Genomic DNA, 24,746 nt, shown 5'->3' with positions numbered 1-24,746 from the left:
TCCGTCTAGACCAGAAGTGTCACCACGATGGTTGTGGATTTTCAGATCGTTGATCTGAACACCAGCGATATCGATGTAAACATCTAAATCAGTGATGTTGAAGTAGCTATCCATGTGGATTTTTGAGTTCGCATCACCGTAACCAGTAGAACCAGTCACAGCATCAGAAGCTTCAGCAGCAGAGATACGACCATTACCATCAGTGTCAGTAGCGCCGAAACCATTACCATTGTTTTCGATATGGATATCTTTGTGACCCAAGTAACCAGCAATGCTTAAGTCACTGATCAAAGTAGTAGTTTGTGCTGTAGGATGTGTAAGGATGTTTGTAGCTGAATCATATGTGCCTTCACCAGCGCCATAAGAAGAATCAGCAATACCGATAGCATCGATTGTATACTTGAAATCAACTGCAGTGATAGCACCGTCGATAACTTCTTGAGTTGAGAAACCAGCAAGTGCAGTAGCGCCGCCAGCGATAAGAGCATCAGCATCGATAAGCGCAGCTAGTGGGTCAGTTGCGATTTCGTGAATCAACAAGTCACCGTCTTCGATACCAACACGACCCTTAACGAATGTTCCGCCAAGTGCACCAGCAACTGCTTGAACAACAGATACACCAGGAGCAGCCTGTACATTGTTAGATTCTAGCTGCTTCAAAGATGCGCCACCAGCGTTAGCTTCGATACCGCCAGCCAAACCAGCTAGACGGCCATCATCTACAGCACCGTATGCTAGAGCCAATGCTGCTAGACCTTCTGCGCCGTAAAAATCAGACAAACCACGATCTAAGATGTTTTCGCCAGTAGCAGCAGAACCAGCAATATCGATGTTCATACGGATATTGTCAAGCATGTCAGTGTCGTTTGCTAGGTTAGCGTCACCAGTGTTTGCGTTACCGCCAATAGTGATACCGTTGATGAATAGGCTACCAGCATCTTTATACATGAACTGACCGATAGATACTTTAGTTTCTAAATCGATAGTTAAACCAGCTTGACCAGTTAATTCACCCATTGTTGAATCATCAAGAGCTTTTAATTCTGCTTGTGCGCCCGCTGCTACTGCTGCGATTGCGGATGCTAATGCTATTTTCTTCAGGCCTTTCATATTAGTTACCTAAGTTTTGGGTTCGCATACTTTAGGTTCTGCCCAACTGAAAACGTGTTAGTTGTATATTCATGAATATTTACCAGATATCAATTTTCACTAGTATATGCTTTTGATTTTGACTTTGTCGTGAATTCAATCACAGCGCGTTTGCTATAATAGGGGTCATATTGAATTTTGCCTTCTTATCACCAGTTTGAGATATCAGGTAGCTGCTTAATAACAGCAGTATTCAGCCAAAGTTTAAGCAAGTGCCAGTGTCTTAAATTGGCACTTTTCTGACCAAGTCTTGCTTAGAATGGTTAGGCCCAAGTCAGACAATTTATTCTAATAGGCCAGCTTGGGTGCTGACTTTTAGGCATTAGTTATATCGTGACCTAACACGTTTAAAGCTCGTTTTCGCCCTAAAAAAGCATTACCCTGTCTAGCTAAATACTCATTTATAAGTACATAAAACTTTTGCTATAGAGCTTATGCCTGCCAAACAGAAGATTCTTAAAGTTCGTCGCCACTATAACCAGTGGGTGGCTGACCAAACCCTAGAAGATTACGCCTTACGATTCACCGCTCGTAAAGCTCGGCGTATGGGTATTAGCCGTGTCGGCAAAACCGCTTTAGGGGCGACTGCTTTTTTGGCACTTGAAAGCATTGCTGCAGCGGTAACGATTAACTATGGCTTTGTGAATACCATTGCAGCGATGTTAGTCGTTGCAGCGGTTTTCTTTATTACCGGTTTTCCAATTGCTTACTACTCAGCTAAACACGGTTTAGACATTGATCTTTTGACGCGAGGTGCCGGGTTTGGCTACTTAGGCTCCACAGTCACGTCACTTATTTATGCTTCGTTTACTTTTATCTTCTTTGCGATTGAAGCCGCTATTCTCGCATCGGCTTTACATGCCTTGCTGGGTATTCCGCTATCGATCGGGTATTTCATTTGCGCTGTGGCGGTTATCCCTATTGTGATCCGGGGGATTACCACTATTTCGCGTTTTCAAGTCGGGACGCAAACTCTGTGGTTACTATTACAAATCGCGGCAATCGCTACCGTGATCATTGTCGAATATGATACTTTGCCTGCTTGGACAGACTATCAGCCAAAGGGCCTTAGTAATGCAGGTGAATTCAATTGGCTATTGTTCGGCGCCGCTGCTTCAGTATTTTTTGCCTTGGTTGCTCAGATTGGTGAGCAGGTAGACTATCTACGCTTTCTTCCTCCTAAGACTGAACAGAATAAGAAAAAGTGGTGGTTTTGGTTGGTCTTATCAGGGCCAGGCTGGATCTTTATCGGTTTGCTGAAAATGCTCTTTGGCTCCTTTATCGCTTATATTGCGATTACAGAAGGGGCTACTTATGTGGTCGCCAGCGACCCGACTTATATGTACGAACGTGTATTTAATTACCTGACTAACTCACCGTCAATGTCGCTTATTTTAGCTGCGGTTATGGTGATTATCTGCCAGATGAAGATCAACGTAACGAACGCTTATGCCGGGTCGATAGCTTGGTCTAACTTCTTCTCGCGGGCAACTCACAGCCACCCTGGGCGGGTTGTTTGGTTGGTCTTCAATGTGACAATTGCTTTGATTCTGATGGAGTTAGGTGTGCATGAGGCACTCGAAGCAATTTTGGGGGTTTTCGCTATTGTCGCAGTGAGTTGGCTAGGCTCGCTTACTGCAGACTTATTGATTAACAAACCACTTGGGCTCAGCCCCTCTTATATCGAGTTTAAGCGAGGTCACCTCTATGATGTTAACCCGGTTGGTACTGTTTCAATGGTGGCTGCCTGTATTCTTGGTTTAGCTGCATATCTTGGGGTGTTTGGCGAGACAAGTAAGAATCTTAGCCACTTTATTTCTTTGTTAGCCTGTTTCATCTTTGTGCCACTGATCGCTTATATTACCAAAGGAAAGTATTACTTAGCGCGACAGTCCCCAGAGCTTATTCCCATTATAGAGGAAGCGAAAACCAGAGCTTCGTCGGGTGCTGCACCGTCACCATACCCGTCTATTGGACCGACGCTTACCTGCGGCGTCTGTGACAATGACTTTGAAGTGGAGGACATGAGTTATTGTGGCGTTTATGCTCAGCCTATATGTTCGCTCTGTTGTTCCCTCGATGTGCGTTGTCTAGATAGCTGCAAACCTCATGCTAGGCTTTCTCGTCAGGTGGTGAATTTCTTAAGGCGCTTTATGCCAGGCAAGTTAGTGCGTTCTACGAATTCAAGGCTAGGGCGTTTTGCTGGGCTGCTTATTATTACGAATATGATCAACGCCGCGATGCTGGCCTTGGTTTATGAGCATATGATGCCTTCTGCGATTGCCGATCAGGAGGTGCTAAAGCAAAGTCTGATCACACTGTTCTTTATTTTCTTGATCGTTACGGGTGTGATTTCCTGGCTGTTTCTCTTGGCGCACGAGAGCCGGGTGGTAGCCCAAATTGAGTCCAATCGGCAAACACGTAAGCTGATGCGAGAAATCCAAGCTCATGAGAAAACCGATCTGGAATTGCAACAAGCCAAAGAGCATGCAGAGCAAGCGAATGACGCCAAGAGTCGCTATCTATCTGGGATCAGTCACGAGCTGAGAACCCCGCTTCAATCGATACTCGGCTATGCGCAATTACTGACTGACAAGCAGGACCTTGATGATGCACAGTCTCGAGGCTTGAATATCATTCATCGCAGTGGCTTGCATCTGGCAGATTTGATTGAAGGCCTGCTTGATATATCAAAGATTGAGGCTGGGCGCTTGGACTTGTTTCGGAACAAGGTTCAGTTACCTGAATTGCTCGATCAGCTTGCCAGTATGTTTCAAATGCAGGCTAAGAACAAAGGGATTGAGCTTAACTTCAATATAGAAGGGCGATTGCCGAAAATGGTGATGGCAGATGAAAAGCGCTTGCGCCAGGTTTTGATCAATGTTTTGTCTAATGCTGTGAAGTATACACAAGAAGGTTCAATCGACTTTACGGTGAAGTACCGTTCTCAGGTGGCAGAATTCATTATCAAAGATACCGGGCCAGGGATAGAGGCTTCCTACCTTGCACGTATATTCGAACCTTTTGAAAGGGTGCGTAATACACATACACCGAATGTGCAGGGGACAGGTCTTGGTTTGACTATCGTGAAGCTCTTAACTGAAGTAATGGGTGGAGAGTTACAGGTCGACTCAGAACTTGGGAAGGGCAGTTGTTTTAAGGTGAGCTTAATGCTGCCCTGGGTGAACAATACTCAGCAGGTAGAAGAAGCCGTTAAGGCCAAGATAGTTGGCTACGAAGGTTATCAGCGAACTATCTGTTTGGTAGATGATGACCCGGTTCTAAGGGGCTTCTTGTCAGACTTACTCATTCCACTGGGCTTTACTACCTTAGAGGCTTTTGATGCACCATCTTGTATGGCGCTATTAGATACGGCCAAGCCAGATCTATTTGTTCTCGATGTCTCGATGCCTGGCAAAACAGGTTACGAATTGGCTGATGATTTACGTAGTGAGGGAATTAGTGTTCCGATTTTAATGCTCTCTGCCAATGCACAAATGCCATCGAGCGACTACATTGCCACGGCCAGCTATTCTGATTATTTGATTAAACCGATTAACAATGCGGCTCTGTTAGATAAGCTAGCTGAGCACCTGGGCTTGCACTGGATATCGCAAAATGAAAGTGAAGATTTCGACTCGGTTAAAGTCTTGTCTAAAGAGCGCGATGGTAACCCTGAAGAAGCACAAACTAGTGACGCCTTCGTTATTCCCAACGACCCCTTAATTCGTGAGCTAAAAGCCTACGCCGAAATGGGCTACCGAAAGGGTGTCGTGCAAACTTTAGCTCAGGTAGAATCAGCTAAGTTACTACCGGAGCCATTTATGCAGAGCCTGTTTGCTATGAGTGACAGTTTCCAGTTCGACCAACTTGCGCAAGCCTTAAGAGATTAAATGATGACGCCTTTAAGCCAGACCGATACTGTGTTGGTTGTTGATGACTCCCCCGATGCTCTGAGCATGATTAACGATGCCTTGGAAGCGGAAGGAATGGACGTGCTGGTTGCTCTGGAAGGCAAGCAAGCCCTAACGATCGCTAAGCGCATTCGGCCCGATGTAATACTGCTCGATGCAGTCATGCCCGTAATGGATGGCTTTGAGACCTGTCGCCAGCTAAAGCAAAATGCAGACCTCGCAGATATTCCCGTTATTTTCATGACGGGTTTATCTGATACTGATGATATTGTTCGAGGCTTGGAAGTGGGTGGTGTTGATTACCTGGTTAAACCCATCAACCCGACAGAATTGCTAGCGCGTATGAAGGTGCATTTGAGCAATGCGCGTTTAACCAAGAGTGCGCAAAGTGCCTTGGATAGCACTGGGCAGCATCTCTTCACGGCTGACGAAAAAGGCATTGTTCGCTGGGCCACCCCGCAAACCTATGCTTTGTTTGCCAAAGCTAATATCTCTCCGACAGATGGTTCTGAGGCGTTTACAAAAATGCTTTCTCAATGGTTGGCTGGGTCTCCGCAGGACGGGGATAGTCTAAACTTAGAAGCACTAGAATATCCTTTATCTCTGAAGAGGGTAGGCAAACATTCCAATGGCGACCAGCTAATTAAACTGATTGACGGGAACAAGCCAACAGAAGCTGCTTTATTAAAAGCAAATCTCGATTTAACTGAGCGAGAGGCGGAAGTTTTGTTTTGGATAGCGAATGGGAAAACTAACCGCGAAGCAGCCGAAATTCTATCGATGAGCCCTCGAACGGTGAATAAACATTTGGAAATGATCTTTCCTAAACTTGGTGTCGAGAATAGAACGGCAGCGGCAGGGGTCGCCTTAAGGGTCTTGACACAGGGTTAATTATGGAAAAGACTGAGGTGTTGTTCTCATAGAGTACTCGTAGGCAGAGTAGTATACTGAGCCCAATGAAAAAATGGTTAATATAGTAGGACATTATGAAAGCATTAGTAATTGTTGCACACGGCTCACGACGAGCGTCCTCCAATGATGAAGTACGGGAGCTTTCCCGTAGCGTTCAGAATAAGGTCGGCGCTCAATATGCGATCGTCAATACTGGCTTTTTGGAGCTGGCTGAGCCATTAATACCCGACTCAATTATCCAGTGTATAGAGCAGGGAGCATCTGAAGTAGATGTCTTGCCTTACTTCTTGTCAGCCGGTAGGCATGTTATAGAAGACGTTCCGGCCGAAGTTGCTAAGGCTAGGGAGCAGTACCCTGATGTTAAGATAAACATTAAGACTCATCTGGGAGGTATGCCTGCGATGGTCAGTTTGATTCAGGATACGCTAAGCGTATCCTGATGAGCCTCGTTATAATTAGCGAGTCGTGGCTTTTTTAGTTTTCGTCTTTCTTGTCTTGGCTTTTTTTGTAAGTAAGCCTTCAAGCTCCTCGAGCGCTTCTCCTGAAAATACTGCCAGGTTCTGCATGCTTGGCAAGGTGTCACGACAACCGGTATAGCCAAAATTCAGTGAACCATCATAGCTTAAACAAGTAATATTCAATGCGCCGCCATGGGCGATTAATGATACTGGGTACATCGCCTCAAGTTTACAGCCATTGTAGTAGAGAGCCTTTTTCGGTCCAGGGACATTAGATATTGTAATGTTAAAGGCTGGACGCATTCTTCCGCCCAGGCCTGTGAGAAGCTGTAAAGAGTAGGGTGCCATCATCAGCATCGTGTACTGTGTCAGCGATGCTCTAGGCAAGCTTTGTAAGTGCTCCTTCGCAATCTGGGTCGACTCTTTAATGGTTGCTAAGCGGCGAAGCGGGTCCGCTTCATTGGTTGCTAAGCTAGCGATCATAAAACTAATGGCCGTACCTGTGCCTGTGTCATCCGCAGGGCGAATATTAACCGGAATACCTGCTGTTAAAGGTTGCTCAGGTAATTGTCCTTTTTCTAATAGGAACTGCCTCAACGAGGTGCCACATAAATAAAGCACAATATCGTTTAACGAGGCATCCGCCTCTGCTGCCAGTTTCTTAATTCTGTCTAAAGAATATTGCTGTGTAGCAAAGCGGCGAGCGGCTTGCACCCGGGTGTTAATGGTTGAATTAGGACCAGTAAACGGAGCAGAAAGTTTAACTCTATCCTGAACGGATGAACTGACCAGTTTTGCCAACGCACCCACTAACTGCGGGGTGTTCGAGGCTTGTTCTTTGATTGCGTCGATAGCTTGATCAAGCGCGCCTTGCCAAGTCGCAATGTGTTCGCCGCTTTTAATTTTCTTTGGCGTACCAATAGACCAAGGCGGTCTTGTATCGATATCGTCTGGAGACTCGCTTAGTGTGCGTTGCAATAAACGTACACCGCTTATGCCATCAATTAAGGAGTGGTGCATTTTGGTGTAGATGGCAAAGCGATTATTTTCCAGACCTTCGATGACATGGCACTCCCATAGAGGGCGTTTAAAGTCCATACGGTTGGAGTGTAATCTCGATACAAGTATACCCAACTCTCGTTCACCGCCTGGTTTGGGTAGAGCCGAATGACGTACGTGATAATCTAGGTCTATGTTCTTATCGATAACCCAAGACGGTGCGAGTAAGCGGCCCAGTAAGCTAGGCTTCGCGAGCTTTTTGTTCCAGGGGGAAACAATATCTCCAGCCGATTTCATGCGATGAACATCGTCGCGTAAAAAATTAGCAGGAGCATCTTTGGGGAGAGATAAAATTTGCAGATTGCCAACATGCATTGGCGTCTCTTCGGTATCCAATGCCAACCAAGAGGCATCAAGTATGTTTATCTTGTTATTCTGAGTCATTTTGCCAGGCCTTTTGGGAGTAATGAATACAAAGCGGAATCTTAACACACTTACTATATTAGACCATTAAACTTTATTGCCTAGGTCTATGAAGATATCGGAACTATTTATGTTCGCAGACAAGAAATTTACTTTTGGTATAGCAAATTTTGAAATGGAGTTGTCGTGAACCTTTTATTCGGCAGGGAGGGGGAATGGGGGCATATCGCGAATGGAGTTTTAAGAACCTGAAGATAGAGCAGGCTAAATGAAGTTAGAACAACTTTAGCCTGCTAGAGAAGCATAATACTACTTCACTGCACACATATCTTTTTTGGCCAGGCTAAGTGCTTTTAGTACATCAGCACGTCTAATAATGCCGATCACTTTATCATTTTCTATTACTGGGTAGATCTTGGGCCCTTTCCTTAGCATGCTTTCTGCTAGCTTAAGAATATCTTCATCAGGGGATACGGATAGAGGATTCTCTCGCATAATGTCAGCTGCTACTTCGTGGCTATCACAATAGTAGGTATTGTTGAGCATCTGCTTGATGCAGTTTTGCTCAGTGATAAAACCTACCAGTTTGCCGTCAGTATCTAACACTGGCGCTCCTACGATATGGCTTTTGGTAAGTGTTTTAACGACTTCTTCAACGCTAGTATCAAGTTTAAATGAGTATGTCGCTGGGTGCATGTAATCGCGAACGTAAACCTTGGGAGATTCCATCTTGCCTCCAATAAAATTTGTAATGTATAAATGAGTTTGTTGAAGTGAGCATACTACGAGGTTTCTACTAGTGTGATGACCGGTGTCAATTTGAGTGCATTCCTATAAGGAACTAGTAATCACTTTAAAATAAATACACTATTTGCTGAAGCTGCTATAATTTCGCGCTTTCTATCTTTCGAGTTGATTTGTTATATGTCTGAGAACTTTATCTGGCTTGCAATTGTTGTCGGTAGTCTTGTTTCTATTTTCTTATTCCGTTTTAGCTTCAAAACATGGAACAAAATTCAAAGAATAGAGGACGCGAAAAAAGCTTATCTGGAGGAGGTGGCTGAAAAGAAAGATAAGGCCCTCAACAGCATTAAGGTTATCGCACAATGCATGTTAGACGAGCAGGTTGAGCTGTCGGAAGGATGCATTAGAATTAAAGTGCTACTTGACCATTTAGCCCCCAACCTGCATGAAGATGAGCGGTTTTCAGTGTTTATCAAAATGTATGATGCGCTAGAGCACATGCCAACTCATGAGGCGCGTAAGCAAACTGACAAACGAGTGATTTTTAAGCTGGATCAGGAACGCTTCAAACTGGAAGAAGACAACCAGCATGCGATACTCTCTGCGTCTAAAGCGCTCCTGGAGCATTCATTCTAGAGTAGGTCGGTGAGCAATATGCCCAGGCCTATTCGTTGTACCCGGTGGTCATAGTCAATTAGGCTTTCTCCATAGCCTTCAAAAAATTGTATGAAACCTCTTAATCGCCCCCACATCGGAAAACTGAATCCGGTTTCCGCAGACCCATAACCTGTGTCGAAGTTGTATCTCACCGAGCTGCTGAGTTTATAGCGCCCCCAGTCCATCACACCGGTAATTTCATAGTGACCTAGGTAGTCGTCGATATCCGGGTTATCATCGCCTCGGAATAAGTGGTTTGTCTTTTTGTTGTGTGCATGAGTGAGCAACTTCGGCCAGCGTTGTTTCAGCGGGCATACTCGCCGCTGTATTTAAGAAACAATCAATAGACTCTTCCGCTGCTGCTAACTTACTGAAAAATAGTAAAAAACCTAATAAGGTAAAATACTTGAGTCGTGCAATAGCCATTGTCGCTTCATGTATTGTTTCGATCTGTACGGTAGCCGGCTATTGTTGTTTATACTCACTATCGAAGTCAAAAAATAACTCGCCGGAAATTTCTTTATAGCGGCCTGAGTCCTTCATTCTTTTGAGTCTTGGTGAAAGCTCATCAAGGAAGCTTTGTGTGAGCGCTTTGTTATGACACGTAATACGGTCATAGCTTTCTACAAGAGGGTGCTTGGCAGAGTAACTCAATTGATCTACGAAAGGTTGCAAGTCCGGAAGCGCTGCGATCATGACATCAATACGCTTTACTTTGAGCTTTTTCAAGTTCTGGGCGTCTTTGTATACTTTGTCTAGTTTTATTTTTTCGCTAAGTCTATGTTTATAATAGTTCTCGTGCACATGTACGGCACCCACATTAAGTCCTTTAAGTTGACTGGAGCTAGTTAAAGGGCTTTGGTCGAGAGGGCTAAACATATAATAAGCGAAGGCACCTAGTGGAAAGCTTGCAATGATATTCTCATTTCCTAGCTTTTCTTGCATCACTTGCGTGAAAGAATAAATGCAGTCTGTATGGCCTTGCTCAAATGATACCAGGGCTCGTTTATAAGGCGTATATGATTGAATGATTTTGAAAGGCATATCTGAAATAGCTTCGTTCAGAATGCCTTGATAGATGCCAGACTGGTCTTCCTCAATTAGGCTAGTGATATGAGGCGCTGCTATCGCTATAGTTTGTGCGTCTGGTGATTTTGCGTGAACTAGACTACTAAAAATGCAAAGCAATAATATAAGATAATATTTGAGTATGCTCGAAATAAGCCTTTATAACGATAGAACTAGTGTCTTATATTAAAGCATAAGAATTACTAGAGTGCTCAGTTAACCTAATGTTGTATTAATCCCTTAAGTACAGATTGGCTCACCGCCAGTTCGCTTTTCCAGTATCCGCTAAACTTCGGTAAATTGTCGTCTATTTCTTCACTTCTGCTGTGATAAAAAATATGCCCTTGAGCTGCTGGTAGTGCGCCAGGGTCTTCAAAACGGTCAATGGGAATAAAGGCCAGTTTTAAAAAAGGCGCAAGCCTCAAAAAGCCAACTAATGGAGATTGGCAGTTTTGGCATATACCTCTAGTTAGAGCAGGAGGACGACGATATTTTGCAAACAATAGTTGATCAGATTTGTTTAGCTCAACATTTTTTGCATTGACTACGACAAATTCTGCATAAGGCTTGTTATAGATCTCTTGGCAAATAGTGCAATGGCATTTAAAGCGAGAAAAAGGTTGGGCTCTGACGGTGATTTTCGATGTGGTGCATGAACAGCTAGCGGACTGATGGAAGCTCTGTGATGTCATAAAATTTAGCCTGTTAGCTTTTGTTATTGTTAAGGGCAACGCTATCTCGGACTATAACCCAATAATAGTGCGTGTTAGTACTTATACGCAAAGCTATGGTGCATGAGCTTACTGATGTTGAGAGTTATTATTATGTCATTTAATTTAAATTGTTAATAAAATCAATTGGATGAAACTAATTTGTTGTCTTGGCACGGCTAATGCTTTAGTAATAACTGTACAAGGAAGTACGTAATGAAACGATTTCAAAGAGCGAGCCTTAGTAATCAATTATATACCGGATTCGACTCCTTGTTTTCTGCTCAGGCCTTGCAACGAAGCAAATACTTTTAAGTTATTACGATGATTAAACGGAGAATACCGAATGAAGAAATCAGCTGGTAACACACTGTTTGAATTAACTGCAAAAGAAGAAGCCGTTTGTTATGAAGCCTTAGAGGCTTACTTTGAGCAAATGTATTTTGCAAACTGATATTAGCTAAAGAAGTATAAATAGGAGTGAAAAGGGGGAATGCGAAAAAGCATTCCCCCTTTTTTATTTCCACCGGGAACCACAATATGTGGTGATCAAATCTTGAATAATCCCCCAGAATGGCGATAATGGCCGCCTCTTGAATATAAATATTAGATGCACAGTAAGAAACTTTCCTTGCTTTGAATAGCGCAGATGCGCAGCGTGATCCTTCCTTCAGCTATGAGCCAGAATTCATCCCGATTTATGCCCGGTAGTTCGCGTTTGGTGCGTTCTCTATCAGAGATGCTGCAAGTCGAGCCACAGACTCATCCAGAAAATTTTAGCGAGCGCTTATCGCAAAAAATAGACTTCTCGGGCTCGGTAAAATTAAGTGATGCGCAAGGCATGATCAGAATGATTGATCGTCGAGTCGACGCCGGTTTACTGTCGAACGATTCGGACGAATTGGCTGGTCAGGAAGCTTTAGAAAAAAGCCAGCAGGCCTTTGTCAGGGTAAGAAAAGCCATTAGCCAATCTATTGAGTCAGGCTTTGACCCAGATAAAAGTGTCGGCAGAATAAAGCTGCCTGAATGGGATGAAGCGTTTATTAGCGCTATGCGAGAAGGGCAAGTCGATGACAAGTTGCTAGCCAAAGCTGCTGAACCCTTCAGTAAGTTTTATCGTGCTCAGCAGTCTGATATGTCGGCTAAAGTGCAGGGCTTGAGAGTTTATATTAGTGAGGTGTTAGAGAAGCATTCACCAGAGCTTGCGAAGTTAGTGGTGCTCGATAAAGCTCTCGACGAAGCGTTAAGCGTCGCTGCTCGTAAACAGTTTTTATGCGTACCGACGCTACTCGCCACTTACTTTCGCGAGAGCTTTGAAAGGCCTGCCGGTAAAAATGCCGACCTGTTTGAAACGTGTGCCTTGGATGAGAATATTAAGGCCTTTCTAGCAGCTTTAAAGCGCTTGCTGATGGCAGAGCTGGAAGCGCGCTTGCAGCTCGTGCTGGGCTTGATAGAAGCATTAAATGAAACGGTGCAATCGGCAAACTGAGTGCATCGCTATGGACACAATTATGAAATTAGAGGTTACTAGTTGCTTATGAATAAGCTTCTTTTTGGGCTGGCATTTTTATTAGGCGCATTGGCTATCATCGGTATGAGCTGGGTATTCTTGGGTAGTGATACCTTGGCCTTGCTGATTACTGTCGTTATTGGTGTGGTGTTTAGTATTGGCACCCTTGAGCTCTTACGATTTCAGAAGGCGACACAAACACTGTCAGTCGCGCTAAAAGATATTCCAAAATTTGCCGTACAAGCCGAGTCGGATAACGAAAACCAGTTTGACAAATGGCTACTGTCGCTTCACGCCTCGCTGCGTAATGCTGTTCAGCTTAGAATAGAAGGTGAGCGCATTGGTCTACCCGCGCCTGTCGTGACGCCCTACTTAGTCGGCTTACTGGTAATGCTCGGCTTGTTAGGTACTTTTGTCGGAATGGTTGATACCTTGCAGGGTGCTGTCACGGCACTACAAGGAACCACAGAATTAGAGGCAATTCGCACAGGTTTGGCCGCGCCGATCAATGGTTTGGGCTTGGCTTTCGGTACGTCCGTTGCCGGTGTGGCAGCTTCAGCTATGTTGGGCTTGATGTCGACATTGAGTCGTCGTGAACGAGTGATTGCGACACGTGAGCTCGATGCCTGTATCGCGCATGAGTTTAAAGGCTTCTCTCTGGTTCATAACCGCCAAGAAACTTATAAAGCCCTACAAGCACAGGCGCTTGCCTTACCTCAAGTGGCAGATCAGCTTCAAACCATGGCGTTGAATTTGGAGAAAATGGGCTCAAACCTGGGTGAGCAGCTAAACCAGAAGCAAGATAGCTTTCATACTGAGGTGAAACAGAGTTACCAACACTTGGCCGAGACGGTATCAGAAGCCATTTCCAGCAGTGTCAGTACCGTTCAGGCAGGGCTTGCCGATAGTGGTCGTTTGGCAGGTGAAAGTATGCGCCCTGTGTTTGAAAAAAGTATGAGTCGGTTGGTGGAGAAGGTCAGTGATCAGACTTCGAAAAGTCATCAGCAGTTTTCTACGAAAGCTACTGAACACTTGGATTTTCTGAATGGCCGCTTCTCGAAAACGGCAGACGAGGTGGGAAGTGTCTGGCGTAAAGCGCTAGAAGAGCAAGCGCTGAGAAACCAACAAAGTGCCGAGCAGATTAAGCAAACCTTGAGTGAATACAGTGAGCTCTTTGACGCTAAAACGCAGACAATGTTAGAAAGCTTGAACCAGAATTTGGCGCAGCGAGATAGCCAAAATCTCGAAAGTGAAAAAGCTCGACAGACAGTTTGGCAACAGGCGATGATTGATACGCAGACGCAGAGTTCTGCTTCTTTACACAGCGCCTCTCAAGACGTTGCTGACAAGCTAAATCAGCTTACACAAGCTCAGCTTGAAACAAGTTGTCAGGTTGCTGATAAATTTACGGAAATGACAGATCGTTTGGGGGCTATGTCTGAGGGGATCAGTCTTGATTGGCAGAACCGTGCTGACAAAATGTTGGCTCAGCAAGCTGAGCTGGTTGAGAAGCTAAGTGACAGCCAGCAGCTAATGGATGAGCAAACCAAGCAGAAGTCAGAGAAGCTATTGGCTGAACTAGCGGGTCTTTTCGCTGAATCCAATAACTTACTGATCGCACGTCGTGAAGATGAGTCACGTTGGTTGCACGAACTGGATAGTCGAATGAATGGCTTAGCGGCGAGTGTGCGTGAAGAATTGAGCAGCTTGCGAGATGAAGAGGCAGGTCGTGCAAACGCTGCTGCCGAGACGATGAATAAGCTACAACAAAGCTTATCGCAGCAAGTTGCCCAATTGTCAGAAACGATTGAGAAACCCATGACAGAGCTGATTGAAACCGCGTCTGAAACACCAAAGGTTGCTGCGGAGGTAATCTCCAAGTTACGTGAAGAAATCAGTAACAACATGGAGCGTGACAACCACTTGTTAGAAGAGCGTCAGCGAATTATGGCTGAGCTTGATGGCTTGTCAGGCTCCTTATCCGAGTCATCCAGCCAGCAAAGAGAAGCGATTGCTTCATTAGTCGAAACCTCTAGTAGCATGCTAGACAACATCAGCTCTCGTTTTGACCAGCATATCGATGCTGAAGTTAACAAACTCTCAGACATCGTGGTCGAAGCTGCGGCAAGCACTACCGATATTGCCAGTTTGGGTGATGCTTTTGGTAAGGCCTGCCAGCAGTTTAGTGAATCGAATGAACTGCTTGGTGAGAGTTTACAGCGCATCGAATCAGCTCTGGAGCAGTCGAGTGAACGCAGCAATGAGCAGCTTGGTTATTACGTTTCCCAGGCTAGAGAAGTAATTGATCATAGTGTTTTGTCCCAGAAAGCTTTGTTTGAAGAATTGCGTGAACTGTCAATGAAACAGGCTTATGAACAGTCATCCACTGAGTCTGCTTAAGCTGGGGTGTTGGTATGCATGAGTTAGATGAGAGTAATGCTGAAAGCCCTCCTATTTGGGCGATTTTTGGCGATTTAATGTCCGGGCTAGTCGGCGTTTTTGTGCTGTTGCTGATCTGGGTATTGGGCTATCAGTTAGAATTGTCAAAGTCGCTTGCCGAAGAAGTTGAAAAGCGCAGGGCTGAAGAACAGCGAAGAATGGCATTGGAAGAAGCTTTGGCAGACCCTCTCTCTTCCGGGCGAGTAACATTGCGTGATGGCAAAATTGGCATCAGCGGCAGTGTCTTGTTTTCGCTGAACTCAGACCAGTTACAGTCTGAAGGGCGTGAGCTCTTAAGCACTCTGGTGGCTCCTCTTGAAGTTTACCTGGGAGAGCGTGACGAGTTGCTGATGGTGAGTGGTTTCACAGATGATCTTCCCATTCAAAAAGGCAACAATCGATATCAGGATAACTGGGAGCTTTCTGCTCAGAGGGCTCTAACCGTGACGCGAGCTTTGATAGAAGAGGGGATGCCCAAAGAAAGGGTGTTTGCTGCTGCCTTTGGAGATCAGCAACCTGTTGCTTCCAATGTAGACCGTGATGGTCGCTCGAAGAATCGGCGTGTAGAAATGGCACCCGTTCCCAAAGGGCGACAAGTGACTAAGCCTCTAGGTGCTGAAGAAGATACAGCCCCACTTGGCTCGGCTCTGGTGACAGATTAAGATGAATTCCACCTTTGACCAGCTAAAGGAAGCTTTGGCGCGGCTCGAAAATACTTGTCAGAGCGGTGTGGCTGCATTTCATTTTCAGCGCCTTTCTTCATTGCTGGCTAGAGCAGATCAGCGTTCTGACAATATTCAGGAAAGCTTGCTTCCACGAATTGAATCAGGCCTGACAGACTTACAAGCATTGTTGGTTAAGCAGCATGAGGACGCTGAAAAAACTGAGGCGCCCCAGGAGCAGGACGGCAGATCAGACTCAGTTTTTAAAGGCTTGATAGAACGTATTAATAGTTTTGATGTAAGCGCAATAGATCAGAGCTCATTGGGTTTGGATGCCCTGTTGTTTGACGAGGGCTTTGACGAAGGACTTGAGGACAAGCCTTCTGCTACGCAAGGTAGTGAAAAGAAAATAAAGATCAATGCTGCGAAAGACTTTCAAGAGCGCGCTAAAGAGCTAAAGTCGCTACAGTTTTATCGTGAGCAATTGGGCAAGGTGATCACCGAAAATATGGTTCGGCAAGTGATCAAGGAAGACCCGGAAAATGCAGGGCCTCTCAATCCTCAGCGCCTTTTGGTTCGTACGATTGGTGCCATGAAGGATATTTCTCCGGCTTATGTTAATCGCTTGGTTCCTTACTACGACACGCTTTTGTGGTTAGAGCAAACTACAGAGCTATCGACTCACAAGTCTCGTGCAAGCAAAGCCTCTGCAAAGTAAAACCTTAAAGCCTGCTTCGAACCAAGTGCACGTGTTGTACAGCAGTATAGGCACTTTCCCGGTATTTAAGAGGCAGTGATTCGCAGCGTAATCCGACTTCTATATCAATAAGCTCATTAGCCAGTACTTGCCTCTCTTCCTCATTTATTGGCTTTGTACCTTTCTCAGCCAAACGTAGATCAATTTCGTGTAGGCGGTCGTAGTAGCGATAAACGCGAGACTGCATTCTCCAAGCCAGTAGTGCAGGAAGTATTTTGAATAAGGGTAGTAGTAGGAAAATTATTGGTAAAAGTAAGATCGCAAAACGATTGATCTGAGCGACTATCCAGTAGGGCAGGGTTTTCTCTAGCGGATTAAAGCCATCTCTTAGTAGTTTTACGGCATAAACATCTGCAGACATATCTAATAAACTTGTGTTCGGGAAAGGCTCAGACATGACGAGTGAGACACGTTTAGCATGTACTATCTTGGCTGCTCTGACCAAACGATTGACTAAAGCGGGGTGTAGGTCATCATGTGCAACTAGCTTTGTCACGAGTGTAATGAGTGGCACGGCAGCTTCGGGGTAGGCCGGGTGATATCGAAGTGAGCCACTCAATAAATTGATATAGTGAGCTTCATGAAGCTGGCTTGCGAGTGCTTGGCCATGATCAAGCGGCAATAACTGGATCGCCGGATTATCATATAAGGCTTGAAGATAAGGTGCGCTAAGTGGCGCAACAAAAAATGCCAGGTCGAGATTGCCCGAGAGTAGGGCTTCGGAAGCGGCTTTGCCGCCCAAGAATGCTTCGGGAGCTGTATTATTACTGAGGGCTGGCGCAGCGCTAATCTCTGCTAATTGCTCAACTACAGCTCGAGTACCGCTACCTTGTGCACCCAGTGCAACGCGTTTCCCTGTCCATGAAAACGGGTTGCCGTTGACTTGGGCTTCAACTCTGGCGAAGGCTAAGAGCGGCTCTGGAAAGACGGCTGCCAATGCGTTGATATTGGGGTTGCTTGATTTAATGCCGCCTTGGATCAGGGCGATGTCTACCGTGCTATTCGTGGCATCAATCAGTTTACTATTTTCGCGTGAACCAGCGGTTTCGACTATCTCTAATTGAAGACCATCCTCAGCTAAAATTTCTCGGTATTGTTGCGCTATTTGATAATAGGCACTACCTTCTACTCCCGCTGCTATTCGTAGCTGGTCTGGTGGAACCAGGCGCAGGCCAAGCACTAGGCCATAGAGCGTCGCGATGATCGCTAATGTAGCCACCACATAGCTTAATACATTTGAAAGACTTGGGAGTTTCAAGGATCTTTTCATATCAATAAATCTCTATTTGGCTTGTCATTAGGAAAACTGCACAGCGAGCTTCCCCGTGATGACGAGTTTATTGTCCTTGTTGAAATTTTGCGAGCGCTTCACCCATTGCCTTGTGAACGGCATTGATGCCCTGAAGAGGGCGCAGCATGACTTTGAATTCAGTTATTTGATCATCTTCGTTCCAGGTGATCATGTCGACACCATTGACGGTTTTGCCGTCAATAAGGGTTTCGAATTCGAGCACGGCAAAATGGTCGTTGTAAACTTCTTGAATATATTTGAAGTGTTCATTCGCAATCGTTTGCATTGCGCCCATTAGGTATAGTTTTGTAATGGCTTTGCCTCTTTGCGGAGTATGAACTACCGGAGAAAACATCGTGGCGTTATCAGCCAATAAATTGTCTAGAGCATTGATATCTCGTGTTTTCACAACAGTATGCCAGTTCTGAATAACTTTAGGAGCCATGATCTTTACCGTAATTATTGATAGTCAAAAAGGTGTTCTGAAGCGCTAATGTATCAAAGAAAATGGGACTAATGCGAATCTAATAACGGAAAACGGTAAAGACTAAATGTTTACTCCTGAAGCAGCATGTTGACTTCTTTCTCGAGGTAACGAATAAACCCCGTGTTAAACCCCTGATGAGCAATGCGAATATAACCTTCTCGATCTATCAAAAATGATGTAGGCATGGTGAGTAGCTCGTAAGCCTGTTGGGATTTCCCACTTCGTTCTTCCAGTACCGGAAAATCCACTGGGTACTGTTCAAGAAAACGCATCGCTTCTTCAGTGGTGACGTCAACATTGACAGCAAGAATTTCAAAGTCTTTACCGTTTTGTTTACTGTGCAGGCGCTTGCGAAGTTGATTATATTCGGGCATCGACTGACGGCATGGACCACACCATGAGGCCCAAAAATCTACCAGTACCACTTTGCCTTTATAGTCACTCAGATTGACGGTGCTCTTCTCATGTATATCAGGTAAAGAGAAGAGGGGGGCTTTGTTATATTTTGCGTCTTTTAAGTCTGCAGAGACCTGCTCGGTAAAGGAGTTTAAGCCTATAAAAATTAGGATGAAGTAAGCAATAGATAAACCAAGAAAACGGTCGGGCTTATTGGAGCGCGTGGGCATAAATGTAAAGCTCTACTGATAAAAAGAATTCATTTATTTGAACGCCGCGCGCCTAGAAAGTTCCCTGCCTTGCTAACTATAACCATTGAATGTAATGATTAGAGAGTACTTGATGACGCGTCGCATGACGTATTTTCAATAATGTACTATATTAAATGAATGAAAAAATATAAAAACCAGGCCTTATGGCGAACTTATCTATTTGTCGTATTCTTTTCTATCGTCGTAACCGCATCTTTTTTATATGCTGAATGGCAGGAAATTAAGGATCACGCAGGTATTGAGCAAAGTTATGCAAATAACCTCGTCTCTCATTCTATGGAATCCTTGCTTCAAAAAAACTCAAATTTATTGAAAGTACTTGGTGAACGCTTTGTGGAGCTTGTTGGCGAGGGAGAAATAGCCCAGGTTCAGAAAAGTATGAACCAGGTTTTACGAGTGAATACCGAGTTGATAGGTTTAGGCTTGGTTGATGTAAACGGTCAGTTGATAGTCTCTACCTTCAAACATATGCCAAGCCAGGTTCCTAATTTGTTGACAAAAGCGGAAACCAAAGACACCTTTCGCAAGACCCTGGAATCATCGAAATTAGTGATGGGAAGGACCTATTACTTCCAAGCATTGAATTCGTGGGTCATACCTATCCGGCTTCGGGTATTAGATAGCGAAGGACAGGTTGCAGCTGTTGTGGTAGCAGGCTTTAAACTAGGCGCTTCTCATGGTTTATGGTCTAGAGAAAATCTACCAAAACACCTTGCTTTGACAGTCGTTCGTGGCGATTACTATCGTCAATATGTCTCGTATATTGATGAAAATGAATATCAGGATTGGTATGGCTCGGCGGTAGAGAGTAAATTCGTTGAATATTTGGATAACTTATTCAAGGTTCAAGCAGGTGTGGGAATAAAAGCCCTTCGGGCAGGCGACAAGCTTGTTTCAGCGATTGTGCCTAATAAACGAGGTGAGCTAAATTTTGCATCGATTAGCTATGACCCTGTGTTTGAGCATTTTACCATTGTTAGCACTAGACTTGACTTGCTCTATGATAAATTTTGGTACACCCTGTCTTGGGTCCTTAGTGCCTTTATTCTGTTTAATATCGGCTTATTTATTATTTTCCGTTTGAATATTCGTCTCCACTTACAGACGGAGCAGTCACTACATCACCAGATTGAACATGACCCGCTAACCAAGTTACCTAACCGGCGCTTTCTGACACAGAACTTCGAATCCTGGGCAAATAAGTATGCTCAGGGCTTCTCTCTACTCTATATTGACCTGAATAACTTTAAGTCGAGTAATGACTTACATGGTCACTCTGTTGGTGACCAGATTCTTTGTGAAGTGGCGAGCAGAACTACTGAACACTTCCAAGATTGTATGTGTATCAGACAAGGAGGCGATGAGTTTATTATCTTGACGGGTATGCGTGATAAAGGTGAGTTAAACAAGTTGTGTAAGGCTTACCTGGAGGTGCTACGAAACCCAGTTTCGTTGGAGCATTTAGAGTTTTCCATCAAGGCTTCAATCGGGGTTGCAATCAGTCCCTTTGATGGCAAGGTTCTGGATGAGCTGCAGCGAAAGGCAGACATGGCCATGTACGAAGCGAAGCAAAAACAGAGCGATATCTGTTTTTATTCCGTGGGAATGGAAGAGAAAACCAAGCGTGCTGCTGATATTGAGAAAGAACTTCTTAATGCGTTAGAAAAGGGTGAAATGTGTGTCGTCTATCAGCCTCAGGTCGACTCACAATCCCAGAAGGTATTAGGTGTCGAAGCTTTGGTTCGCTGGCAGAGTGATGTTTTGGGTTTTGTTCCGCCCGATCAGTTTATTTCGGTAGCAGAAGCAGCGGGCGTGATTCATGAACTGGGTGAGTTCGTACTAAAAACGGCTTTGGACGAATGTCTTGACGCTTGTAAACAGAGTCAGCACGCGCCGTTTAAACTGAGAGTATCGGTTAACGTTTCGGTGAGGCAACTGCTTAATGAAGACTTTGTCCCTATGATTAAACAGCTTGTTGAAAGGTATGACGGAGAAGCGCTTACTTTGATGATTGAGGTGACAGAAAGCCTGTTTATTGAAGATTTGGACAAAGCAAAGGATGTATTGAATCAGGTCTCGTTATTGGGCGTGTATACTTCTTTGGATGACTTTGGTACAGGCTACTCTTCTCTAAGTGTACTGAGTAAATTACCTATCAATGAACTGAAAATCGATCGAAGCTTCGTTAATGATATTTTGATTGACGAGCAGGATTGGCTACTGGCAAAAAGTATTATCAACTTAAGCAAGAGTTTATCTATTCCCGTCGTCGCTGAAGGTGTAGAAACTAAAGAACAGGCTGATATTTTGGCAGCCAATGGCTGCGATGTATTCCAGGGCTACTATTTTGCTAAACCTATGCCGAAAAATGAACTGGTTTCATTCTTAAGAGAGTAGATCTTAGCTATTGCTCGTTACCTTGGCTATGAGTGTATAAGTACACTCATAGGATTTAGCTCTGTTTAGTACTATTAGCGAACATTAACCCGCGATAGGGTTTTGGGAGTAAGGGTATGCAATTTAATAAAGTGTTCATAGCGCGGTTATTTGATGATACTTAGAGCTGATTTTAGCTGAGCTCTTCAATAAGTTGGCATAAGGCTTCAGGCTCGAAGGGTTTGGGCAGGTGGGCCTTCATTCCTGCAGCAATATAAGTGTCAATATCTTCTTTAAAGACATTCGCTGTCAATGCAACGATAGGGGTGTCCGGAGCAAGCGAGTCTGTGATAATAATTTGTGTAGCTTCTAAGCCATCCATTTCTGGCATCTGAATATCCATCAGTATCAGGTCGTACTGACTTTCTCGTAAGCATTGAATACATTCTAGGCCATTGTTGGCAAACGTGATTTCTGCGCCGAGTAAGAGGAGTGTCTCGTTTACTACTAGCTGGTTAATTTTATTGTCTTCTGCCACTAATATTTTTTTGCCTTTTAAACCTTGTGTTATAGGCGTTTCTTCATCTGAGGCTATTGACGTTTGCTTATCTAGAAAGTGATTGAGTACTTTTTCACTAGTGTAGGGAGCTTCAATTAAGTGAACCGAGCTAGGCAGATCATCGAACTGGGGGATTAGGTCGCTACTTAGAAGAAGTATGGTGGGCAAGGAGTATTTTCCTAATAACGCGTTAACGCGAGTGCTTAAATCGGGTATATCCTGGTTACATGAAAATAATAAATGACTGCTTGGCTCAGCATTAATATTAAGGCCTGAACTTCTGAGATCTGCTGATATTATTTCAGTTTCGAAGGTGCAAGGGCTAACAACTTTCAGCTTAAGATTGCTGAGCTGGTTTTTTTCCTCTTCTGATAAGTGTGTAAATGATAAAACATCTTGTGATTCATCTTTGCTCTTTCGAAGCGGTATCGATACATCAAAACACGAGCCTTTGTCTAAAGAGCTATCAACTCGAATAGTTCCGAGCATTAACTCAATGAAACTACGTGAAATACTCAGGCCCAAGCCTGTTCCACCAAATTTACGGGTAGTCGAGTCATCTGCCTGAACAAACTCTCTGAATATTAGTTTTTGTTGTTCTTCACTTAGCCCTATCCCTGTGTCTTTTACTTGAATCTTTAAGTAAGGTTGCGTGTAATTCTCGGTGAGATCAATTTTTAAGGTGACCCCGCCGGTTTCAGTGAACTTGATTGCGTTCGAGCATAAATTGGTAATGATTTGCGTGATTTTGGTAGCGTCGCCACAAAGTGGAATAGCCAGATTTGGCGGCGTTAATAAGATGAAGGAAATATTCTTCGCTTTCGCTGCAAAATTCATCGATGTGGCTAGAGGTCTGATAATGTCTTCAAGGACAAAGTCTGCCTGATCCAATGTGATTTTGTTGGCTTCTATCTTACTGAAATCCAAGACGTCATTGATTATTTGAAGTAATGAGCTGCCAGATAAGACAACATTCTCAAGGTAACTTTTGACTTCGCTGTCCTGAATACGGTTATAAGTCAGTTTGCTCAAACCGATGATGCCGTTTAGTGGTGTTCTTATTTCATGTGACATATTGGCGAGAAAACGCGATTTTGCTCTAGTGCTTTGCTCAGCCATCGTCTTGGCCTCATCAAGTTCCTGCGTTCGACGCTCAAGTGCCTGCCCAGTGCGTATTTGGCTGATATATAATTGATACATTAGCGCGATGGCGATAACACTCGTGATGGCGATGACCAGTAAAAAGTAGAGTTGCAACTTGAGTTGATGGCTCCAGCTTGTCCATGTTTTCGCTTGCGCATGCTCGACTTCCTGAATCACTTTACGGCTATAAACGTTCCATTTGTTATATAAACGGCCGAGCTTTTTACGTAGCGACTTGACTAGTTTAAGGTTGGTTGCATGATTCTCTTCATGGAGTTGTGCAATCGGCTCCCCAAAACCTTTAAGTGTCGAGGTGATTTTGCTGAGTTTATCGAGGTCGCCAAATTCTTGGTGTAAAGTTTTTGTTTTTTCGCTATCAAGGTCGTTGAGTATACTGCCGCGCATAATGCGAAAACCTTTTTTCAGGTTCTTAATGTTTTTTGAACTTGTTTCGGCCTGGTAGTCCTGAATGAGGGAGATGATTTTTAGCAATTTGGGGTTAACCCCGAGATTGTTATTAATTATCGCCAGATAAGGTTCAACTGCATCGTTGTTAATGTCTTTAATTGAATTGATAGAAAAACTTACGCCCGCCAAAATAATCAGCGCGAGAAGAACGAAGATGGCAACTAAAGTTTTCGGGGTTGCTATTCGACTTGATAGAGTTTTGTGTTGTTTGCTCATTCAACTTCGATAGATTTTATTTGCCAGACGGACATGTTGTAATAGAGGTCTCTTCTCAACTCTTTATATTTATCAAAGGGGAAGACAATAAAAAACGGTCCTCTGTCATCGATGGTCATCATTTTTCCATTTTCATGGGTTGCTAGTAGTACGTCATACTTTTCTATTTCGCTGCGTTTTAACTCGGCTGTGTAATCATCAAGCGCAGTAACAAAAACACTGTCCCCTCTAGCGCCAAGTTGATTAAGTAGGTCTCCTAGAACTGGACCTTTGTAGTTTGTTGGTTTGGAAAGTACATGATTGGCGGTGACAATGCTTGACGTTTGTAGTGCCTCAATCATCCCTCGGTCAAAGTGAGCTTCGCCATCAAGTGTTGCTAAGCTTTAAGTCACCAATGACTTCGAGAATAACCTCACCTGAAGGTGGGGGAAGTAGGCTTTCGGCATGAAGAAAACAAGGTAGCAATAAGAGTGTGCATAGTAGATTTTTCATAGGATCTGTCTTCCGCTCTTTGTTTAAAGGCAAGGCGATTCTTACTTGTATAAGCATAGCAAAGATCGAAGCTAATGCTTTGCCTATTGACTCTCTCTGTAAATATGGCGAATACATGATTTGTCGCTTATCCTTTAGTGAACACATTTCATTTAGAGTCGTCAGCATTGAACGCGAAGTATTCCCTACATAAACAGGATTCCTCGGAAGAGGCTATGAACCAGGAGGGTAAAGTTAGTCAACCCACCTCGCCTGTGGGGAAGTTTGACCGTTTTGTTGATGCCTGCATTCCTGAAGCTGTGCGCGCCGATTCATCGCAAGCTCTCCAAGCCAGAACACTCATTATTTTCGTGTTAATACTGAGCTTCTTTTCAATTGTTGGTATGACATTCACTTTAATGGTAGAACAGAGCTTGCCTTGGGAGCGAGTTCTAACCATGTTCCTGATCGCACTGCAGCCCGTTTCTTTGTTGATTATGTGGAAAAAGCAACACTTACGAGGGGCGGCCTTATTCTTTCTCGCTCTTAGCTTAATTCTGGTCTGCTATGTAGATTTTATGAATAGGTCTTTAGAGGGACCTGCAAGCGTCTTATGGGTTTTACCTTATGCAATGGCGGCTATGTTAGTTGGTGCGAGAAGTGCT

21 protein-coding genes are annotated in these 24,746 nt (G+C 44.2%); 10 read left to right on the top strand and 11 right to left on the bottom strand.

Features of this window, described 5'->3' with window-relative positions:
- Positions 1-1,110: DUF6160 family protein (locus A3729_RS18605; RefSeq protein WP_231877466.1), on the bottom strand; the 1,110-nt coding region annotated here is incomplete at its 3' end.
- 473 nt (positions 1,111-1,583) lie between these two features.
- On the opposite strand from A3729_RS18605, the gene A3729_RS18600 reads away from it, so the two are divergent.
- From A3729_RS18600 to A3729_RS18590, 3 genes are all read left to right on the top strand, one after another.
- Positions 1,584-5,042, top strand: a complete 3,459-nt coding sequence (locus A3729_RS18600; protein WP_068634172.1) for an ATP-binding protein — start codon at positions 1,584-1,586, stop codon at positions 5,040-5,042.
- A 3-nt stretch (positions 5,043-5,045) separates the two neighbouring features.
- Positions 5,046-5,954, top strand: coding sequence for a response regulator (locus tag A3729_RS18595; protein ID WP_369820144.1), 909 nt, complete (start codon positions 5,046-5,048; stop codon positions 5,952-5,954).
- Positions 5,955-6,049: 95 nt separating this feature from the next.
- Complete coding sequence (locus A3729_RS18590) at positions 6,050-6,415, top strand: sirohydrochlorin chelatase (RefSeq protein WP_068507391.1); 366 nt, start codon at positions 6,050-6,052, stop codon at positions 6,413-6,415.
- A 15-nt stretch (positions 6,416-6,430) separates the two neighbouring features.
- On the opposite strand, the gene A3729_RS18585 is transcribed toward A3729_RS18590, so the two are convergent.
- Complete coding sequence (locus tag A3729_RS18585; protein ID WP_068507389.1) at positions 6,431-7,876, bottom strand: wax ester/triacylglycerol synthase family O-acyltransferase; 1,446 nt, start codon at positions 7,874-7,876, stop codon at positions 6,431-6,433.
- A gap of 288 nt (positions 7,877-8,164) precedes the next feature.
- Positions 8,165-8,584, bottom strand: coding sequence for a CBS domain-containing protein (locus A3729_RS18580; protein ID WP_068507387.1), 420 nt, complete (start codon positions 8,582-8,584; stop codon positions 8,165-8,167).
- A 195-nt stretch (positions 8,585-8,779) separates the two neighbouring features.
- Between A3729_RS18580 and A3729_RS18575 the strand changes: the two genes are divergently transcribed.
- Positions 8,780-9,235 (top strand): DUF2489 domain-containing protein, encoded by a 456-nt coding sequence (locus tag A3729_RS18575; RefSeq protein ID WP_068507385.1) that lies wholly within the window; start codon positions 8,780-8,782, stop codon positions 9,233-9,235.
- Here A3729_RS18575 and A3729_RS31010 read toward each other — a convergent pair.
- The 3 genes from A3729_RS31010 to A3729_RS18560 all read right to left on the bottom strand — a co-directional run bounded on the left by A3729_RS31010 (position 9,232) and on the right by A3729_RS18560 (position 11,016).
- The gene (locus A3729_RS31010) at positions 9,232-9,543 is read right to left on the bottom strand and encodes a phospholipase A (RefSeq protein WP_197469993.1); all 312 of its coding nucleotides are present in this window, start codon (positions 9,541-9,543) and stop codon (positions 9,232-9,234) included. The genes A3729_RS18575 and A3729_RS31010 overlap by 4 nt on opposite strands.
- 178 nt (positions 9,544-9,721) lie before the next feature.
- Positions 9,722-10,444, bottom strand: coding sequence for a transporter substrate-binding domain-containing protein (locus tag A3729_RS18565; RefSeq protein ID WP_082880458.1), 723 nt, complete (start codon positions 10,442-10,444; stop codon positions 9,722-9,724).
- A gap of 101 nt (positions 10,445-10,545) precedes the next feature.
- Complete coding sequence (locus tag A3729_RS18560; RefSeq protein WP_068507378.1) at positions 10,546-11,016, bottom strand: GFA family protein; 471 nt, start codon at positions 11,014-11,016, stop codon at positions 10,546-10,548.
- Between the two features lie 667 nt (positions 11,017-11,683).
- Here A3729_RS18560 and A3729_RS18555 point away from each other — a divergent pair.
- Genes A3729_RS18555 through A3729_RS18540 form a run of 4 tightly spaced genes read left to right on the top strand, consistent with a single transcriptional unit; the run spans position 11,684 to position 16,363 of the window.
- Entirely contained in the window at positions 11,684-12,523 is an 840-nt protein-coding gene (locus A3729_RS18555; RefSeq protein ID WP_082880507.1) for a DUF3348 family protein, read from the top strand.
- 48 nt (positions 12,524-12,571) lie between these two features.
- Positions 12,572-14,944, top strand: a complete 2,373-nt coding sequence (locus tag A3729_RS18550; protein WP_068513178.1) for a DUF802 domain-containing protein — start codon at positions 12,572-12,574, stop codon at positions 14,942-14,944.
- Between the two features lie 14 nt (positions 14,945-14,958).
- Positions 14,959-15,645, top strand: coding sequence for an OmpA family protein (locus A3729_RS18545; protein ID WP_068513175.1), 687 nt, complete (start codon positions 14,959-14,961; stop codon positions 15,643-15,645).
- A gap of 1 nt (position 15,646) precedes the next feature.
- On the top strand, positions 15,647-16,363 hold the full coding sequence (locus A3729_RS18540) for a DUF2894 domain-containing protein (protein WP_068513173.1): 717 nt from the start codon (positions 15,647-15,649) through the stop codon (positions 16,361-16,363).
- A gap of 4 nt (positions 16,364-16,367) precedes the next feature.
- Here the strand turns inward: A3729_RS18540 and A3729_RS18535 are convergent, their stop codons facing one another.
- From A3729_RS18535 to A3729_RS18525, 3 genes are all read right to left on the bottom strand, one after another.
- Positions 16,368-17,672, bottom strand: coding sequence for a TAXI family TRAP transporter solute-binding subunit (locus A3729_RS18535; RefSeq protein ID WP_068513170.1), 1,305 nt, complete (start codon positions 17,670-17,672; stop codon positions 16,368-16,370).
- A gap of 67 nt (positions 17,673-17,739) precedes the next feature.
- Positions 17,740-18,138, bottom strand: coding sequence for a nuclear transport factor 2 family protein (locus A3729_RS18530; RefSeq protein WP_068513165.1), 399 nt, complete (start codon positions 18,136-18,138; stop codon positions 17,740-17,742).
- 110 nt (positions 18,139-18,248) lie between these two features.
- Complete coding sequence (locus A3729_RS18525) at positions 18,249-18,806, bottom strand: TlpA disulfide reductase family protein (RefSeq protein WP_082880508.1); 558 nt, start codon at positions 18,804-18,806, stop codon at positions 18,249-18,251.
- A 159-nt stretch (positions 18,807-18,965) separates the two neighbouring features.
- Between A3729_RS18525 and A3729_RS18520 the strand changes: the two genes are divergently transcribed.
- Positions 18,966-21,245: an EAL domain-containing protein gene (locus A3729_RS18520; RefSeq protein WP_068513162.1), complete on the top strand. Its 2,280-nt coding sequence runs from the start codon at positions 18,966-18,968 to the stop codon at positions 21,243-21,245.
- Between the two features lie 172 nt (positions 21,246-21,417).
- Here A3729_RS18520 and A3729_RS18515 read toward each other — a convergent pair whose 3' ends face one another.
- Positions 21,418-23,610 (bottom strand): ATP-binding protein, encoded by a 2,193-nt coding sequence (locus tag A3729_RS18515; protein ID WP_068513158.1) that lies wholly within the window; start codon positions 23,608-23,610, stop codon positions 21,418-21,420.
- Positions 23,607-23,951 (bottom strand): molybdopterin-dependent oxidoreductase, encoded by a 345-nt coding sequence (locus tag A3729_RS18510; protein WP_082865419.1) that lies wholly within the window; start codon positions 23,949-23,951, stop codon positions 23,607-23,609. The genes A3729_RS18515 and A3729_RS18510 overlap by 4 nt, the downstream gene beginning before the upstream one ends.
- A 366-nt stretch (positions 23,952-24,317) precedes the next feature.
- Between A3729_RS18510 and A3729_RS18505 the strand changes: the two genes are divergently transcribed.
- Positions 24,318-24,746, top strand: a 429-nt coding sequence (locus tag A3729_RS18505; protein ID WP_156498011.1) for a hypothetical protein, incomplete at its 3' end; no start/stop codon positions are given.

The organism is Oleiphilus sp. HI0043, assembly GCF_001634935.1.
Note: the sequence above shows the minus strand (reverse complement) of the source record. Positions and strands in the feature narration are given on the sequence as shown.

Coding starts and splice junctions, on each gene's coding strand:
- A3729_RS18600 (WP_068634172.1), top strand. CDS start 1,584: ATGCCTGCCAAACAGAAGATTCTTAAAGTTCGTCGCCACTATAACCAG.
- A3729_RS18595 (WP_369820144.1), top strand. CDS start 5,046: ATGACGCCTTTAAGCCAGACCGATACTGTGTTGGTTGTTGATGACTCC.
- A3729_RS18590 (WP_068507391.1), top strand. CDS start 6,050: ATGAAAGCATTAGTAATTGTTGCACACGGCTCACGACGAGCGTCCTCC.
- A3729_RS18585 (WP_068507389.1), bottom strand. CDS start 7,876: ATGACTCAGAATAACAAGATAAACATACTTGATGCCTCTTGGTTGGCA.
- A3729_RS18580 (WP_068507387.1), bottom strand. CDS start 8,584: ATGGAATCTCCCAAGGTTTACGTTCGCGATTACATGCACCCAGCGACA.
- A3729_RS18575 (WP_068507385.1), top strand. CDS start 8,780: ATGTCTGAGAACTTTATCTGGCTTGCAATTGTTGTCGGTAGTCTTGTT.
- A3729_RS18560 (WP_068507378.1), bottom strand. CDS start 11,016: ATGACATCACAGAGCTTCCATCAGTCCGCTAGCTGTTCATGCACCACA.
- A3729_RS18555 (WP_082880507.1), top strand. CDS start 11,684: ATGCGCAGCGTGATCCTTCCTTCAGCTATGAGCCAGAATTCATCCCGA.
- A3729_RS18550 (WP_068513178.1), top strand. CDS start 12,572: ATGAATAAGCTTCTTTTTGGGCTGGCATTTTTATTAGGCGCATTGGCT.
- A3729_RS18545 (WP_068513175.1), top strand. CDS start 14,959: ATGCATGAGTTAGATGAGAGTAATGCTGAAAGCCCTCCTATTTGGGCG.
- A3729_RS18540 (WP_068513173.1), top strand. CDS start 15,647: ATGAATTCCACCTTTGACCAGCTAAAGGAAGCTTTGGCGCGGCTCGAA.
- A3729_RS18535 (WP_068513170.1), bottom strand. CDS start 17,672: ATGAAAAGATCCTTGAAACTCCCAAGTCTTTCAAATGTATTAAGCTAT.
- A3729_RS18530 (WP_068513165.1), bottom strand. CDS start 18,138: ATGGCTCCTAAAGTTATTCAGAACTGGCATACTGTTGTGAAAACACGA.
- A3729_RS18525 (WP_082880508.1), bottom strand. CDS start 18,806: ATGCCCACGCGCTCCAATAAGCCCGACCGTTTTCTTGGTTTATCTATT.
- A3729_RS18520 (WP_068513162.1), top strand. CDS start 18,966: ATGAAAAAATATAAAAACCAGGCCTTATGGCGAACTTATCTATTTGTC.
- A3729_RS18515 (WP_068513158.1), bottom strand. CDS start 23,610: ATGAGCAAACAACACAAAACTCTATCAAGTCGAATAGCAACCCCGAAA.
- A3729_RS18510 (WP_082865419.1), bottom strand. CDS start 23,951: ATGATTGAGGCACTACAAACGTCAAGCATTGTCACCGCCAATCATGTA.